The sequence below is a fragment of the Chamaesiphon minutus PCC 6605 genome, assembly GCF_000317145.1.
Taxonomy (GTDB): domain Bacteria; phylum Cyanobacteriota; class Cyanobacteriia; order Cyanobacteriales; family Chamaesiphonaceae; genus Chamaesiphon; species Chamaesiphon minutus.
On record NC_019697.1, the window covers coordinates 5259136 to 5275318 of the forward strand.

Here is a 16183-nt window from a genome sequence, read left to right on the forward strand (position 1 = left end):
AGCACGACGAAACTATCGAAAGTGACTGCGAACGCTCCAATATTAAAACATTTAATGTTAGGGCAAAACATTATACTTAAAATGCATTCGTGACAAGTTAAGAAAATCAGAGATTTGTCAAAAGGGTAATAAAAAGATGCCAAACTGTTTCTAGTCAAGAGTTTGAGGGAATAGAGGCCTGATGACCAGCCGCCGAAGAAGTAACCGCGACCACGCCAAAAAGAACCACCAACCAGGTGTGGAAGATGAGATCATCGCCGCTCAAGTAGAGGCTTTATTGACACCAGCAATTTTCAATCAAAGTCATTACTACCGACAATTAGGGCTGAGAAATCGGCTGTTAAATTTACCCTTGATGATGGCAGCAGTGCTGACGCTACTGTGGCGGAATGTGCCAGGAGTCAGAGAACTAAGCCGAATGTTAGGGCGAGAAGGATTTTTGTGGTGTGAGCCAACACAAGTAAGTCAACAGGCGATTGCACAAAGATTTCTGACCTTTCCATCTGAGTTATTTGAGAGAGTGTTTAAGGAATTACTGCCAGAATTTAGAGTGAAGTGGCACCAGAGAAAACAGCGATTGTTGCCACAAAGCATTGAATTTGCTCAAGCAAAATTTGAGCGGATTTGGGCATGTGATGGCTCCACATTGGAAGCGATATTCAAGAAATTAGATAGCTTATCTGATGTGCCAATCGGACAACTAGCGGGAAAAATGGGAGTAGTCATAGATTTGGTGACGAGATTGCCGATTGAAATCTGGTTTAGAGAAAATCCCAAAGCTTCAGATGTTAATTTTGAGAAAGATATCCTGAATTTAGTAACATCGGGCACTTTATTGCTCTTGGATCGAGGCTTCTATCATTTCCAATTTTGGCAAGAATTAATTAACAGAGATATTCATTTTATTACTCGATTAAAAAAAGGTGCATCGCTACAGATAGAGCGAGTATTTAGCAATAGTTATAGTATCCGTGACCGAATAGTGCGGATGGGGTCTGGCACCAAAAAGACTCCATATATAACTGTAAGATTAGTCGAAATTAAAGTGGGTAAAGTCTGGTATTCTTATCTAACTAGTGTACTCGACCCATTGAATCTTCCTCCCTATGTAGTCGCCGATTTGTACGGAAGACGGTGGCGAATTGAAGAGGCTTTTAATACTGTTAAACGATTGCTCGGGTTGAGTTATTTATGGACTGGTTCAGTTAATGGAATTAAATTACAGATGTGGGGGACTTGGCTGTTTTATGCAGTTCTAGTCGATTTAGGTGATGCTGTAGCTGATGAATTATCTCTCCCATTCGACCGCATTTCTTTAGAGATGATTTATCGAGGTCTTTATCACTTTCATGTAGCTCATCATAAAGGTTTAGCTGCCAATCCAGTCACCTATTTTGCTGCCCCAGAGAATCAAGATTTAGGTATTGTTAAAACTGTTCGTAAACCTAATGTTAAGTTAATTATTGCACCTTTTCCTGATTCTATGAGTCGAACAGACAATTTTTTCTTCGACTCATCGCCTCAAGCCCGCTTGACAAGTGCGATCGCTTCTTAACTTGTCACTAATGCTTAAAATGTATCGAGCATGTCAGCCAAAAATTTCTAAATTAAGTCATTACTATCGAGCAAACTTAATTTGCTGACTTGTAGCTCAATTGTCCGCCCACTAAGTAAATACACCACTCATCATTCCACAGACGCCATTTGAGACCGATCGCCTAACTCTTGCCAGAAGCTAGTTTAGTTTCAGCAAAATCATCAATTGAGGCTTAAATGCTGTCTCAGTCAAGTTTCTAGACAAAACCTCAACTAAGCTCTATACATTATGGGATACTAATAATTATGTTCTCTCTATCTTTTGGCTGATTGCACCAGATGCTTCGATCGGCTGAGGGTGCAAGCTGTGAGTACAGTGAAATGTTTCTGCACTCTGTCGATCGAAATTAAGTACCATTCGAGACGATCGATGGTGCCAGGACTTGCTATCAGTTATTTACAGATGTCCTAGCCAATATTGTATTCCAATCTCGATCGTATCCCAATTGATGGAATCTTGGTGGAATTAACTAACCCAGAAGAGAGCGATCGCCAACCAATATATAAACTGTCACAAACTGCGCTTTTTACCGATCGAGATCGTGGTCGAATATATTTAAGCTGCCCTGACATTTCGATCGCATACTAGATTTCTGGAAAAGGGGGAGCGGTGAGGCAGTAAGTAAATTTGTCGGACAACCCACAATCTACAATTTCGCGGACATATGTTACCAACCAAATTTCGTCGCCAATTAAGACGTGAAGCCGATTTATGGGCGCAAGAAGGTTTAATCGATCGCGCTATACACGATCGAATCGCCCAGAGGTACCAATTTTCAGATCTAGATGTCGAATCTCGCAATAGTTTGATTACCTTATTAATGGGTTTGGGTTGCGTACTAATTGGGATCGGGGTATTGACTTTTGTTTCGGCAAATTGGCAACAATTAGCTAGAGAATGGCGGGTGGGCATCTTGCTCGGCGCGTTTATTTGTGTCAATCTATTGGGCTTTTATCTCTGGCGCGAACCAGCAGGTGGCAAGCAACGATTCGGACAGGGATTGTTACTGCTAGGAGCTTTGATGTTGGGGGGCAATATGGCTCTGATGGGGCAGATGTTCCACGTTAGGGGTGAGTTGTTTCAACTCTTAATCGCCTGGGCGATAGGGGTATTATTGATGGCTTATAGCTTGCGATTGACATCGCTGGGTATCCTCGCGCAGATTCTGATGGGGATGGGTTATTGGCAAGCTTACACTAGTGGATTGTGGTCGTCCGATCGAGTAGATATCGACCCCAATTGGACTTATTTTGTCTTTCAACACATGCCAATTGCGGCGGCATGTTTATTCTTACCTTTGGCTTATTGGTGCCGCTCTCAAGCGATTTTTACACTCGCAGGGATTGCGATTATCTCTTCTTTCCAGAGCAATTTACTACAGCCCTCAATGACATGGGCATCGCGGGGGATTCCAGTTATCAATTTTATGCTTGCCTGTAGCGTACCGCCACTATTGTTATGGGGGTATGGTAATCTTTCGCAATGGTGGCAAGGGAATCATCGCAATAAAATCGGCGCATTTCCTCAAATTAGCCGACGACTGGGTGCATTATCTTTAGGACTGACCTGTTTTACTCTTTCATTTACACCTTTTTTTGGCGTAATGATGGCATCAAGTCAGGCTCGTTTGTCCGCACAGTTCTTAACTTGGGATAGCGTGGTTTTCACGATCGTTACTATCGGTATTTGGCTGTACTTAATTTGGCAATCTCGCAATAATTCTCGCCATTATCCGTGGAATTGGACGACAACGGCAGTTGGTATCGCTAGTTGTACGCTTGCGATTGCAATCTTCGCTCAAGTTAATGCGATCGATACAGCTAGCACCTCCGCTAAACCGACTTTTTTGTTCTTGCTATTTCCAGCCATCTTTTGGGGCTTATTAATTGCAGTGACAATTGTTGCGATCCGATCGGGATTAGCAAATAGCGATCGCGGTGCCTTTTGGTTTGGGTTGGGATTGCTCTCTAGTAGGATTATTATTTGGTTTTTGATGACTCAAAACGATTTAATGACCAAATCATTATTATTTATCCTCTGTGGACTTGGAATTATTGCTGTTGGTTTGTGGTTCGAGCGACACGTCCGTAATTTGAGTGAGGCAAAGGTGAATTAGGGGATAGTGGGTAGTTAAATTCAGGGAGAATTGTAGGGTGTGTTACTGCGCTAGCATAACGTACCAAAGAGCGTAGTTACTTAAATAATATTTAGGATATTGGAGTCAGTTTTATGAGCATGGAAAATCTCGATCGACAACCAGTAGAGCCGATAGCAGAACCCGATGTTGTAAATGCTCCGCCGCTGTTGGAGCCACATCAGAAATTACCTTTTGGTAGATTGGCTGTACCTCTACTTATACAATCCTTACTGATAGGTAGTATTGCTGCGCAGTCAATTTATGCACTCGCCACCGGGACGACTGTCGTTCTCAAAACTATGCCTGTAGATCCCTACGATTTACTCAGAGGTTATTATCAAATCTTGAGTTACGATATTTCTAGTTTTAATACTCTGAAGAATTTACCAGGCTGGGAAAATTTGAAACGTCAAAAAGGTAGTGCGAATCTCGACCGCAACCAGCAAGTATATGTAACATTGAACAAAACCGTTCCAACTGCTAATACCCCGCAAGCATGGAAGCCAGTGGCAATCGATGCTAGACTACCTACGAACTTATCCGCAGATAAAATTGCCATTCGTGGCGTATCAAATGGCGATAGTATCATTTATGGCTTAGAGACTTACTACATGCCCGAAGATCGCAAAGATGGTGTAAATACAGAGATCGTTTCCACTCGATCTGGCAGCCGCAATTTATTAGTAGAAGTCAAAGTCGATAATCGTGGGTTGGCTACGCCTGTAAGTCTCTGGGTAGGCGACAAACAATATCGATTTTAATAATTCGATCGTTGTCGTTTTTTAGCTTACGTGTATATTTCTTGCGAGCGGTTATCGATCGAAGTCTAATTTTGACAATTGGGGAACCATAGCCGGAACAAGACTACTTGGTGCGAATGTATCCCCAATTCATGTCACCGTACTTGCTGCATAAGCTCGAGCTTCAAATTAAGTATTAACTTGCAAAGCTCTAATAAATTCTCGAATCACATCTGTTTTAGTTCTTTCTGCCTGCTCGGTAAAGGTTTCTAGAATTGACAGCTCTCGAACGGGAAGTTTGATATTTAATTGTTTGACTTTTCTAGCTTTGACAGTCATAATCTTTACAAGTAAGTTGGTAATAAAATATCTGTGCTTATAGCTATTTAAACAGAGACAAAAGCTGTATAGAAAACAGCTTAACTAGTCTATTGATGTAGTGTGATGAATTAAAAATCTTTTAGATGAATGCTGCAACCTCTGCCAAGTATGGGTTGCCGCATTCACAAACCAGGTCGTGGGTATCTCAGCCCGGTTATCATTCAACATAGCCAAGACGGTGTAAAGCTTCCTGAGCTGTCTGTGAGACACGCGTGTCTGGATCTTGAAGAAGTGAAACTAATTTTGGAATAGCAGGTAGAGATGCCTTTCCCATGTGTCCTAATGCCTCAGCGGCTCTCCTCCTAATGCCTGGATTCGAGCTTTCAAGGAGTGGAATTATTTGTGGAGCAGCAGATTCTCCTATCTCTTCTAACGCATGTGATGTACTGATGCGAACGTTTGGCTCTGGGTCTTTTAAGAGCGGAATTAATTGAGGAACGGCAGATTTAGCCAAGCTACCCAAATTCCCTAATGTATATGCAGCATAATTCCGGACGTTTGAATTTGAATTTTTGAGCAGGGTAATTAATTGAGAAATGGTAGATTCTTCTACTTTCCCTATCAGTCCTAGCACATAAATGACAGCATTTTGAACATCTATTTGTGGATCTTGGAGAAGTAAAATTAATTGAGGGACAGCAGATCTAGCCGACTCTCCCATATATCCCAATGCCAATGCAGCACCCTCTCGAACGGTTGTCTGTGGATCTTGGAGAAGTAGAATTAATTGAGGAATAGCAGATTTAGCTGACTCTTTCATAGCCCCTAATACTCTAGCTGCGCTATTACGCTCTCCAATATTGCTACTTGTTATCACTTTTATTAAGCGATCTATTTCTGCATCCAGAACTTCTTTGCTTAGTGACATGAGCTTGATGGAATTTATGTACTTTTTAATTTTGACTTAGTCTTCTTCTATACAAACAATGTTTTGAATTTTATGTATTCATCGTACTAAACTTTTTAGGCAATACTAGCGTAACACACACACGTAACTTAATAAATTTTATTAGTAGTAAAATCAAAAACAAATGGATCTACGATTACGATTTTTCATCACATTTCTCTAAAATCTCTCGACCTCCCCTTACAAACCCATATTACTCATAGCAAGGGATCTAGGCTAATTGCCTCGGCTACCATCGAAGTAATTAGCCTGGTACATAGTTTATTGTTTTACGAAAAATGGATACTACAACCATTAAAAAGTAACAAAACATGCTACAGGAGTGCAATTAACGATATTTTCACTCATTCTAGTCGAAATTTTTCGATCGAAGAAATATCTATCGACGGTTGTCTGCCTTCGATGTTAGCTCGACTTTATTCATTTTCGATTCCGCAAGCGGAGGCTGCGCCAACGCTTCGATTGTAAGGCTGACTCCATAACGGTTTTACTCGGCTGGACTTTTTGAAGATCGCGTCTTTTTCCCGATCGGGAAAAAGAAAGTTCGATGAAAGCAAATCTGGGAGTCAGTCTCAAAAAGGAAGGTTTTAAAATGGATAGAGTCGAGCCTATGCTCGTTGGCGTAGCCTCTCCGCTGGAGAATCGATTCCTTGGCAAAGAGGGCAATAATGCGTACCTCTACCCCCCAATCTAATTTTTTCGATCGGAGTTCCACAGACTCGACATGGTTGCTTCGTGCGATTGTATACCCACGCCTGCTTGCTATAGTTACCATTGGTACCCTGGACATTGAGATAATTGCTAAAAGTGGTGCCACCTTGCTCGATCGAGGTTTGCAGGACTTGGATTGCCGACTCGCGTAACAATTCGATCTGGGAAATCGTGAGTTGGTTGGCGGGGGTATTGGGATGAATTTTGCTCATAAACAATGCTTCATCGGCGTAGATATTGCCCAATCCAGCGACTAAGTTTTGATCGAGGATGACGGTTTTAATATTGCGTTGGGACTTCTGAAGCTTGGCGGCAAAATACTCGCTACTAAACGCCAGATCGAATGGTTCTGGCCCTAATTTGCCCATTCCTGTCATCACCTGTTCGGGTTGCTGGCTGGGGGGAATCCACCACATTTGTCCGAATGTACGCTGATCGATAAACCGAATTTCCCAATCTTTGCCCAAAAATAATCTGACGCGGGTATGCTTGTGCAGCTCTGTGTGGCTCTCTACCCACAGCAATTGCCCCGTCATGCGTAAATGTACTCCCAACCAGCCAGCAGGCTGTTGTGCGTCCTTGGAGACTAATTCTGCATATAAATATTTGCCGCGCCGATGCCAAGTTTGAATTTTAGTATGCTGGAGTCCAAAGTTAAACTCTTCAGGCGTTTCGGGATGTGCGATCGTGCGTGGTAACAAGACTTCGGTGCCAGTAATCGCTCGATCGAGTGTATACCGATCTAGACCTCGACGAACTGTTTCAACTTCAGGTAATTCTGGCATTAGTGGTTAGACTAGTAACTAGGGTTTGGGCTAGGGTCTATCCTAACCGAGATTAGGATGGAACGATTACCCTCCCTAGTTGCCGCAAGCGTGTAGCTTATTTTTTGGCTGCGGGTGCGGAGACTTCCTCTAACTCGCTGACTGCGAAGTTATTTGTGTTGACGCCACCAGAGGTGCCACTAAAGCCACTATAGTTAACTTCATCAAAACGCACGATTACGTTATACTTGATGCCGCTTTGGTCGATCGATACGACGCTGCCAACAGATTGGAACCAGAAAGATTCCTTACGGAGGACGCGAACTTTTGAGCCACGTTGAAGTGCCATAATTACTTTTCCTATTTTGGAGTAACTGGTTTTAAAAAGGATTCAGCCACAATTAGCTATCGCACTCATTTTCGGTAAATTTCGCCATCTTTGAGACACAAGGTAACAAAGCTTAAACAAATTAGGGAGTAGCGGTTAGAAGATAGGGATTAGGCTTTAGGCTTTAGGCTTGCACTGTGTGCCATTTTTCTAATTCCCACAATACCCTTCTACCCTCTACCCTTCTACCCTCTACCCTCTACCCTCTACCCTCTACTCTCTACCCCCTCAACAGTGTCCAACTCTGTCTTCGATTCCGAACACCTCTTATTCACTCCCGCATCGCCAGAGCGAGATGCGATTCCAGCGATCTTTGCTTTTCCTAATACTTATACTGTTGGGATTACTAGTTTGGGATATCAGGTAGTGTGGGCAACTTTAGCCATGCGATCGGATGTGGATGTTTATCGGTTATTTACAGATGTCCGCGAGTCCTTACCTCGATCGCCAGAATTAGTCGGATTTTCGCTATCTTGGGAATTAGATTATATCAACATTCTCAATTTATTAGAGTCATTAGAAATACCGTTACGAAGTAGCGATCGAGATGATAACGCGCCACTAATATTTGGCGGTGGACCAGTTCTGAGCGCGAATCCCGAACCTTTCGCCGATTTCTTCGATCTGATTTTAGTAGGCGATGGAGAAGATTTGTTAGGTAATTTTATTACAGCCTATCAACAAGTGCGGACAACCGATCGCCTGACGAAGCTCAAGCATCTAGCTCAAATACCTGGTATTTATATTCCGAGTTTGTATCGGGTTGAATATGATGACGACTTAATTCAAAGTATCATCCCGATCGACAGTAATATTCCGGCAACTATTACCAAGCAAACTTATCGCGGCAATACACTATCTGTTTCGAGTGTGGTTACCGAAAAAGCTGCTTGGGAAAGTATTTTTATGGTGGAAGTCGTCCGCAGTTGTCCCGAAATGTGTCGATTTTGTTTGGCAAGCTATCTAACGCTACCATTTAGAGTTGCTAATGTCGAAGAATCATTGATTCCCGCGATCGATACAGGTTTACAGGTAACCAATCGTTTGGGTTTACTCGGTGCATCGGTAACTCAACATCCAGAATTCCCAGCATTGTTAGAACATCTCACCCAACCTAAATATGATGATGTCCGCTTGAGTGTCTCCTCAGTCCGCACGAATACAGTCACCGTTCGATTAGCTGAAATCTTAGCTAAAAGAGATAGTAAATCGTTAACGATCGCAGTTGAAAGTGGCTCGGAACGGATTAGAAAAATTGTCAACAAAAAGCTCGAAACTGATGAGATATTTCAAGCTGCGGCTAATGCAAAAGCCGGAGGTTTGAAAGGGTTGAAACTCTACGGGATGGCTGGTGTTCCAGGTGAAGAAATCGGCGATATCGATGAAACCGTCACAATGTTGCGATCGCTTAAAAAAGCCGTTCCTGGCTTGCGGCTGACTTTTGGATGTAGTACCTTCGTGCCGAAAGCTCACACGCCGTTTCAATGGTTTGGAGTGAATAAAGAAGCCGATAAAAGATTGAAGTTACTGCAAAAGCAACTGACCCCAAATGGGATCGATTTTCGTCCTGAAAGTTATAATTGGTCGGTGATTCAAGCGATAATTTCTAGAGGCGATCGCCGATTATCATACCTACTCGAACTTACCCGTAACTATGGCGATTCGATCGGGAGTTTTCGACGTGCGTTTAAGGAGCTGCGAGGGAAAGTTCCCGATCTAGATTTTTACGTCCATAAAACTTGGGATAACAGTCAAATTTTACCTTGGAGTCATATTATCGGCCCGTTACCTCAGTCGACTTTAATCAAGCATTTAGAATCAGCGATAGCACAGTTTTAATAAGCTGTTACTCGTTGAATTTACTTACCTCCTCCCCGCTCCTCGCTTTCAAGAAATCCAATATGCGATTTAAATGTTCGACAGCTTATTGCTGCTCTCATCGAGAGTACAATCGCAATCATTGATAATTTCTCAATATCCTCTCATGTAAACTTCTAGATTTTCTGACATTGATGTTTCATGCTTGTTAGCACTCATTATAATTCAGGATCGGGGCAATTCATGAATTGCTCCTATCCTGAAAAAATTAACTAAACTTAATAACTATCCGTAGGATTGACTAATTTAAGTAACTTTTGCTTAATTTGGTTGTCGAAGACTTCCCACTTCAGCTTCGAGAACTCTGTATTGTCATTAAATCCACACAAAAAACCAACCGGAATCTCAAATCCACCAGCAGTAAATCTACCACCGCCGAAGAAACGTCCTTCGCTATTTTTACCGAAGGCTTCTTTGATAAATTCGTCCGGATCGAGGGTTAATTTGGACGTGCGGAGGGAGCCAATTACCAATTCGACTTCATCATCCTCATCGCGAACGATGCCGTATACAACCGCCGTGTGGACGTTTTCTTCGGTAACCAAAAAGTCTGCGGCTTGCGGAATCGCATCGCGATCCTCATAGCGTAAATAGCCGACACCCGCGATCGAGAAGTTATTTTGGACTACTCTATTGGTAAGCGATCGCTGAATGACTTCCATCACCCGTTTCGATCGATATACTTGGAGGACAGCATTGAGCAGTTGCGCATCATAAAAGCGGCTCAGATACCCCGCCGCCAAAAAGTCTTCTTCTTGGGCCTGCATCAGGCGATTTGTATCCGATCTCAAGCCGTGCATCAGTGCGGTGGCACATTTGACGTGCTCGCTAATGCTGCTATCGAGTTTGAGCAATCCGGCTTGAAGGTATTGCGTCAGGATAGTAGCTGTGGCGCGGGTAGAGGGGCGAATATCTACGAATTCGGCGTTGAGATCCTCTTGGAGACTGTGGTGATCGATGATCGCCACAATCGGGATACCAGCTTGACGGACGGGTTCTAAGAGTTGACAGGTGGTACCCTGGTTATCGATCAGTACGCAGCCTTGATAATTTGCTAAGTCTTTTTCTTTAAGATTTGCGCTAGTAATTTTCTTGGTTGGCAACCCTGTCAGCTTAACAAGAGCGATATTCTCTTGGTGACTGAGCGCGCCAGCATAGACGAGGTCGCAGTTGATGTTGTATTGCTTGGCAATCAGTTGGTATGCCCAAGCTCCCGACAAGGCATCAGGATCTGGAAAGTCTTGTAATAAAACGATTTGGCGTTCGCCACGGTGTCTTTCTAGTGTTGCTTTCAGTGCAGCTACGCGAATATCTTCTGATGGAAAGTCACCGCGATGGTGCTCTAAGATGGCTACTCCACCCCCAACTACAGGTGCCCCAAGCGTTATTGGCATCGCTTGCGTGCTAACACCTTCACTATCTAGTCTAAATTCTGAATGTTCGTCATCTAGATCGGTCGGTTGTGTCATTTCGAGCAGTCCACGTATAGAGGTTGCATCCATACTTGAAGCTTGACCATTATGAGGCTTAATCGAATTTAAAGACATCTAATTCAGTAGAGGTATAATATCCCTAATCAACTATCATAGACAACTGCAATCGGATTGGCAATTAGCGATTTTACCTAAGTCTAGCTAATTCAAATCCCGCTCTTTTACTAGTAATCGTTTGAGGCTTTTTATCGACACCATTCCAACATGCTAGTTTGCCGATTTTTAACTATCTTTTCAGTATGAGCACCGACAATCGACAAAGACCTAACAATTATCGTCTAAAGTCGTTGTAATAAATTTAACCCATGGGTGTCAGTACCACAGGTATGCAGCAAGTTATAACTATTGCCCAAGCGTTTGACTGTCTCTGTCTGCTCGAAGCTGGGAATCCACGGATTGGGATTGTTGTAGGCATAATAAGTCTCGACTCCATCAATGCCGAGTGAGACGGCTGTAGGAATCAGTTCTTCTGGCGATCGACGGTAGCGTGCGGGATGCGCTAATACCACGATCGCACCTGCCGCATGAAGTGCATTAATGGCTCTCTCGGCACGAGCATCGACGCCTCTAGGCTCTCTTCCCGTTAGATAAGGAGCTAAACTCGGCTCTAAAGGATCGAACCCATAACCAAGAATATGCACGTCTACTGGCGGTAAATACGCTGTAATTTCGATGCCAGTCCACAAGTGCAGAGAATCGATTGCTTGTGTTTCCAGCCATTTGGCCGCACGATAATAACCATTCACACTGTGATGATCGGTAATGGCGATTCCTTTCAAGCCAATCTCGATCGCTTGCGCCATCAGATCTTCTGGTTGCAGCCTACCATCCGAGCAGTTGGTATGCATGTGGAAATTGTAATGTCTCGGGCAACTATCAGCCTGAATGTTGGTAAAGACTTGCCGTAAGAGTGTAGTGTTTTGTGCTGAGTGCTGGTTCCCCATTGCTTTGGATGTACGAGTCGGGTAGTTGCCTACGATCGTCAAGGTAATTGCGTAAACAGAGTGCGATGTCTGTATCTTTCAAGATTACCCCAATCTTTGCAAAACTTTATGAGAGTCGGATCGATCGCTTTCTCAGGATTTAGCAAGTTGTTAGCACTACTTCCTTCATTGTAGCCGTCTGCTGCCATTACGTCAGCTTGCCCCAGCAATGGAGTCGGATCTGTCGGCAACTAGCCCGATCCAGATGCAACAACTGGCTTGAATTCTGGGAATCCTATGTAGATTATCTGGCGATCGTCAAAAAGTTTAATGATATTTTAAGATTTCTCACAGAATCAAACTCTTACCAAATTACTAATTTATGATGTATGGGTGTGCTAGATCTAGCACCAGAGTTCTTTCAGCCATCAGGCGGGTGAGGTTTAAGATCGTGTCATCAAACTTCCTACGTTCTCTATCCCTGGCTGTGCTATTGAGTTTTTTCGCTCCCATGCTCCTGATGTCAGGGTCTTTGGCTAGCACTTGGTTATTAACTTGCATTCCTGGTTTCGGCTCGATCGGTCAAATCCCTACAAATATGTTGCTCGCCTTTCTCGATACCTTTGGTGGCGGCTGTGCCGTGCAAGGGATGTTAACGATCGGATTAGTCTGCGGATTTGTCGGCGCACTCTTTGATATCTATGCCTTTTGTAGCTTTCGGACGCAGAAGGGGAATTAGGCTTTAGGCTTTAGGCTTTAGGCTTTAGGCTTTAGGCTTGAGGTTTTGTACGGACGTAATGGGTAATAATCGGTAGCGATGCTGCCATGTGGACAAGCAAAAGACGATCGTCATCTTACCCATTACCCATCTACTCCCTGCCCCCCACCCCCACCTATAATAGAGACATAACTTTACAATAGGCGATCGCATGGCGGGGGACTTCAGAGAATTTTTACAGGTACTCGAAAAACGGGGACAACTGCGCCGGATTAAAACCCTAGTAGATTCCGATCTGGAGATTGCCGAGATCTCCAATCGGATGCTGCAATGTGGTGGGCCGGGGTTACTATTTGAGAATGTCAAAGGTGCCAAGTATCCGGTAGCCGTGAATATCATGGGCACGGTCGAGCGGATCTGCTGGGCGATGAATATGGAGCAGCCGCAGGAGCTAGAGGATTTGGGGCGAAAATTGGCCATGCTCCAGCAGCCCAAACCGCCTAAAAAAATCGCCCAAGCAGTCGAGTTTGGCAAAGTATTATTCGACGTTCTTAAAGCCAAACCCAGCCGAGATTACTTTCCACCCTGCCAACAGATCGTCGTTGAAGGAAATGACCTAGACCTAAATGAGCTGCCCTTAATTCGCCCATATGCTGGCGATGCGGGGAAGATCGTCACCTTGGGATTGGTGATTACCAAAGATTGTGAAACGGGGACGCCGAATGTAGGTGTTTATCGGCTCCAGTTGCAATCTAAAAATACGATGACCGTTCAGTGGTTATCAGTACGTGGTGGCGCGCGTCATCTCCGTAAAGCTGCCGAACGGGGCAAAAAGTTAGAGATCGCGATCGCACTAGGGGTACATCCGCTAGTCATTATGGCAGCAGCGACACCGATACCGATGGATTTATCGGAGTGGCTATTTGCGGGTTTATACGGTGGTGCGGGGGTCAAATTAGCCAAGTGTAAAACGATCGATATCGAAGTCCCCGCTGACTCTGAATTCGTTCTTGAAGGCACGATTACGCCCGGTGAAGAAATGGTCGATGGCCCTTTTGGCGACCATATGGGCTACTATAATCAATCCAAATCATGCCCGTTGATTCGCTTCAATTGCATGACCCATCGCAAAGACCCCATTTATCTGACTACCTTCAGCGGTCGTCCGCCTAAAGAAGAAGCGATGATGGCGATCGCGCTCAACCGAATTTATACGCCAATTTTACGCCAACAGGTACCAGAAATTGTAGACTTTTTCTTACCGATGGAGGCATTGAGCTATAAGGCGGCGATTATTGCGATCGATAAAGCCTATCCAGGACAAGCCAGACGCGCCGCACTCGCCTTTTGGAGTGCCTTACCCCAATTCACCTACACCAAATTCGTCATCGTCGTCGATAAAGATATCAATATCCGCGATCCTCGCCAAGTTGTTTGGGCAATTAGCTCTAAGGTTGACCCCCAACGCGATGTGTTTATCATCCCTGATACCCCCTTCGATAAACTCGACTTTGCCACGCCCAAAGTGGGGCTAGGGAGCCGGATGGGCATCGATGCGACGACCAAAGTTTACCCAGAAACCGAAGCGGAATGGGGTCAACAGTTAGAATCAGATCCAGCAATTGCCGCGATGGTAGACAGACGCTGGGCTGAGTATGGGCTAGCAGATATCAACCTCGATGAAGTCAATGCCAATCTGTTTGGTTATGACATGAAATAAGTATAGTCCCACAGAATCTTATTAAAAAGCCCAGTTGAATTTAGATTCTACTGGGCTTTGAACGATGACATCATCGAAGCGATCGCATGTGTAGTTGCAGATAAGAGATTAGTTAATGTCCAAGAAGGATTTAGCTGGTAATCCGAGCGTCGCAGATGTTTTGAGATTATCTACTGGGAGTAAACTAGCCATTTTAGGTACTTCACTCAACGGTTGAGTACTTCCTAAAATCAATCCACCTAGATTGTTGCGTCGATCGACTAACATCCACGACTGTTGTGGAGTTGGGGTGAGGATCTGGGCATAATTACGCTTGCGAGCGATCGCTACGGTAGTTACGCTCTGCGGTTCGCTCTTGGCAACTAGCGAGTTACGAACAGGTTTGGCAGCTCTGGCTGCTAATAATCGATCGCCAGGAATATCAAATTTTGGTATGCTCGCGGTGTAAGCCTGAGCGGTAGCTAGTTGGAGATTTACGGAGTTAGCCGGACTAATGGTAGCAACTGGGGATATAAACCGATCGACAGCTAGCAGCGAGTTAGCCGTATTGCTCTTAACTTTGGCTACTGGTGTCGATGCTACCAGTGGCTGACTGTTGATATTATTGCCCAATAACCGTTGCAATCCAGCCGGAATTGCCGCGATCGGATCGAGGGAATGTGGAGCTACAGTAGCTGCTTGTGGTAGTAAAGTTTTAGGTGCTTTAGAGATAACTCTAACTGGCGGAATCGTCGCGATCGGATCTAAACCGTATGGTCCGACTGCGGGAGCGATTTTGGTTGCGGGAGCAGTTTTCGCAGCTACAGTTTTAGTTGCTGGAACGCTAGCCGCTGTTTGTGTCGGTTGTAGTTTCTCCATCAGTTCGGGACGAACTACTGGGAACGGATCGACCGCTGGTTTGGCAGTCATCATCGCCGATAGCGGTGTCGGTGCGCCAATCTCTACAGGTACTGTGGCGATCCGTTTGCCGACCGATGCTGGCTTGGCTGCTACTACGATCTGTTTTTGTGGCCCAACTGGGGTATTCGGAATGTACAGTCCTGGAACGGGAACGTTCGCAGCTTGCGGATTTATCGCCCGTGCTAAAGCTGCGGAGATCGAATTTCTAACCTGTTTGGACTTAACGGGCTTAATTGCTTTGGCCGATTGCTTCTGCCATTTTACGGAGGGCGCAACAAAGTTAGCTACACTGCGGATATCGGCGGTAGTACTCGTGTAGGCAAAACTAGGAGAGCCTTTCGTGCCCAGCGAACTGACAGCTAGCTGACGAACGGCCAAATCTGGAGTAGGCGCAACGCCACTCAATAACTCGCGATCGATCCTAGTGCCATTGGCTTTTAAATTACTCCAGGGGGAGAACTGCGTCGGTGCTTTGGTAATATTCCGAACCGTTGCTGGTTTAGTTGCTGCATAGGAGCAGAAGGGGCTAGATAACACTAATGCTGTTCCCAACACACCAACACTAGGTTGCAACCAGGTAAGCCAAATTTTTAACATCTTTGAAATAATATGTAATGGTAATTTTAGTTACTTTCTCTTACTTTATAAACCTCAACCCAGATTGATTCGCATAAATGTACGATCCGGGAATCTTGTAAATAATAGTAAGTGGAGGTTGGAGGGAAATTTAACCTACGTCCTTTCAGTCAATCGGCGGAGAGAACAACATTAGTAGATGAATTGCCTATCTACTGGTTACCTAACATTTAGCTGGCCATAATGACGACTGTCAGCAGGCAATCTTCACACTATCGAGCCAAATGAAACTGGGTAAACTACATTGTTGTGGTTCTAATTCCATGATTGTATCATGTTTTTTTTACACC

At 44.4% G+C, this 16183-nt stretch carries 14 protein-coding genes; 6 read left to right on the forward strand and 8 right to left on the reverse strand.

Annotated elements, in window-relative coordinates; translation table 11 throughout:
• Positions 1 to 181: 181 nt before the first annotated feature.
• From CHA6605_RS23960 to CHA6605_RS23970, 3 genes are all read left to right on the forward strand, one after another.
• Entirely contained in the window at positions 182 to 1555 is a 1374-nt protein-coding gene (locus CHA6605_RS23960) for an IS4 family transposase (protein WP_015158054.1), read from the forward strand.
• Positions 1556 to 2261: 706 nt separating this feature from the next.
• The gene (locus tag CHA6605_RS23965; protein WP_015161960.1) at positions 2262 to 3713 is read left to right on the forward strand and encodes a DUF2157 domain-containing protein; all 1452 of its coding nucleotides are present in this window, start codon (positions 2262 to 2264) and stop codon (positions 3711 to 3713) included.
• A gap of 113 nt (positions 3714 to 3826) precedes the next feature.
• Entirely contained in the window at positions 3827 to 4495 is a 669-nt protein-coding gene (locus CHA6605_RS23970) for a GDYXXLXY domain-containing protein (RefSeq protein ID WP_015161961.1), read from the forward strand.
• Between the two features lie 168 nt (positions 4496 to 4663).
• On the opposite strand, the gene CHA6605_RS23975 is transcribed toward CHA6605_RS23970, so the two are convergent.
• The 4 genes from CHA6605_RS23975 to CHA6605_RS23990 all read right to left on the reverse strand — a co-directional run bounded on the left by CHA6605_RS23975 (position 4664) and on the right by CHA6605_RS23990 (position 7586).
• Positions 4664 to 4813, reverse strand: a complete 150-nt coding sequence (locus CHA6605_RS23975; protein ID WP_015161962.1) for a hypothetical protein — start codon at positions 4811 to 4813, stop codon at positions 4664 to 4666.
• Positions 4814 to 5012: 199 nt separating this feature from the next.
• Positions 5013 to 5723 carry a HEAT repeat domain-containing protein gene (locus CHA6605_RS23980; protein ID WP_015161963.1) on the reverse strand — a complete coding sequence of 237 codons (711 nt, stop codon included), beginning with the start codon at positions 5721 to 5723 and terminating at the stop codon, positions 5013 to 5015.
• Positions 5724 to 6370: 647 nt separating this feature from the next.
• On the reverse strand, positions 6371 to 7258 hold the full coding sequence (locus CHA6605_RS23985) for a DNA-formamidopyrimidine glycosylase (protein ID WP_015161964.1): 888 nt from the start codon (positions 7256 to 7258) through the stop codon (positions 6371 to 6373).
• A gap of 97 nt (positions 7259 to 7355) precedes the next feature.
• Complete coding sequence (locus tag CHA6605_RS23990; protein ID WP_015161965.1) at positions 7356 to 7586, reverse strand: photosystem I reaction center subunit IV; 231 nt, start codon at positions 7584 to 7586, stop codon at positions 7356 to 7358.
• Between the two features lie 273 nt (positions 7587 to 7859).
• Between CHA6605_RS23990 and CHA6605_RS23995 the strand changes: the two genes are divergently transcribed.
• Positions 7860 to 9464, forward strand: coding sequence for a B12-binding domain-containing radical SAM protein (locus CHA6605_RS23995; RefSeq protein ID WP_015161966.1), 1605 nt, complete (start codon positions 7860 to 7862; stop codon positions 9462 to 9464).
• A 257-nt stretch (positions 9465 to 9721) separates the two neighbouring features.
• Here the strand turns inward: CHA6605_RS23995 and CHA6605_RS24000 are convergent, their stop codons facing one another.
• The 3 genes from CHA6605_RS24000 to CHA6605_RS24010 all read right to left on the reverse strand — a co-directional run bounded on the left by CHA6605_RS24000 (position 9722) and on the right by CHA6605_RS24010 (position 12170).
• On the reverse strand, positions 9722 to 11050 hold the full coding sequence (locus CHA6605_RS24000; protein WP_015161967.1) for a DHH family phosphoesterase: 1329 nt from the start codon (positions 11048 to 11050) through the stop codon (positions 9722 to 9724).
• Between the two features lie 224 nt (positions 11051 to 11274).
• A complete protein-coding gene (locus CHA6605_RS24005) occupies positions 11275 to 11940 on the reverse strand; it encodes a PHP domain-containing protein (protein WP_015161968.1) in 666 nt (221 codons plus the stop codon).
• A gap of 38 nt (positions 11941 to 11978) precedes the next feature.
• Entirely contained in the window at positions 11979 to 12170 is a 192-nt protein-coding gene (locus CHA6605_RS24010) for a hypothetical protein (protein ID WP_041548426.1), read from the reverse strand.
• 269 nt (positions 12171 to 12439) lie between these two features.
• Here CHA6605_RS24010 and CHA6605_RS24015 point away from each other — a divergent pair, with 269 nt between their 5' ends.
• Positions 12440 to 12658, forward strand: coding sequence for a hypothetical protein (locus tag CHA6605_RS24015; RefSeq protein ID WP_198288394.1), 219 nt, complete (start codon positions 12440 to 12442; stop codon positions 12656 to 12658).
• Between the two features lie 190 nt (positions 12659 to 12848).
• Positions 12849 to 14357 carry a UbiD family decarboxylase gene (locus tag CHA6605_RS24020; RefSeq protein WP_015161970.1) on the forward strand — a complete coding sequence of 503 codons (1509 nt, stop codon included), beginning with the start codon at positions 12849 to 12851 and terminating at the stop codon, positions 14355 to 14357.
• A gap of 108 nt (positions 14358 to 14465) precedes the next feature.
• Here the strand turns inward: CHA6605_RS24020 and CHA6605_RS24025 are convergent, their stop codons facing one another.
• The gene (locus CHA6605_RS24025) at positions 14466 to 15854 is read right to left on the reverse strand and encodes a hypothetical protein (RefSeq protein ID WP_015161971.1); all 1389 of its coding nucleotides are present in this window, start codon (positions 15852 to 15854) and stop codon (positions 14466 to 14468) included.
• Positions 15855 to 16183: the final 329 nt, after the last annotated feature.

Excerpts from the sequence above, each read along its gene's own strand:
- CHA6605_RS23960 (WP_015158054.1), top strand. The coding sequence starts at position 182 with ATGACCAGCCGCCGAAGAAGTAACCGCGACCACGCCAAAAAGAACCAC.
- CHA6605_RS23965 (WP_015161960.1), top strand. The coding sequence starts at position 2,262 with ATGTTACCAACCAAATTTCGTCGCCAATTAAGACGTGAAGCCGATTTA.
- CHA6605_RS23970 (WP_015161961.1), top strand. The coding sequence starts at position 3,827 with ATGAGCATGGAAAATCTCGATCGACAACCAGTAGAGCCGATAGCAGAA.
- CHA6605_RS23975 (WP_015161962.1), bottom strand. The coding sequence starts at position 4,813 with ATGACTGTCAAAGCTAGAAAAGTCAAACAATTAAATATCAAACTTCCC.
- CHA6605_RS23980 (WP_015161963.1), bottom strand. The coding sequence starts at position 5,723 with ATGTCACTAAGCAAAGAAGTTCTGGATGCAGAAATAGATCGCTTAATA.
- CHA6605_RS23985 (WP_015161964.1), bottom strand. The coding sequence starts at position 7,258 with ATGCCAGAATTACCTGAAGTTGAAACAGTTCGTCGAGGTCTAGATCGG.
- CHA6605_RS23990 (WP_015161965.1), bottom strand. The coding sequence starts at position 7,586 with ATGGCACTTCAACGTGGCTCAAAAGTTCGCGTCCTCCGTAAGGAATCT.
- CHA6605_RS24000 (WP_015161967.1), bottom strand. The coding sequence starts at position 11,050 with ATGTCTTTAAATTCGATTAAGCCTCATAATGGTCAAGCTTCAAGTATG.
- CHA6605_RS24005 (WP_015161968.1), bottom strand. The coding sequence starts at position 11,940 with ATGGGGAACCAGCACTCAGCACAAAACACTACACTCTTACGGCAAGTC.
- CHA6605_RS24015 (WP_198288394.1), top strand. The coding sequence starts at position 12,440 with ATGTCAGGGTCTTTGGCTAGCACTTGGTTATTAACTTGCATTCCTGGT.
- CHA6605_RS24020 (WP_015161970.1), top strand. The coding sequence starts at position 12,849 with ATGGCGGGGGACTTCAGAGAATTTTTACAGGTACTCGAAAAACGGGGA.
- CHA6605_RS24025 (WP_015161971.1), bottom strand. The coding sequence starts at position 15,854 with ATGTTAAAAATTTGGCTTACCTGGTTGCAACCTAGTGTTGGTGTGTTG.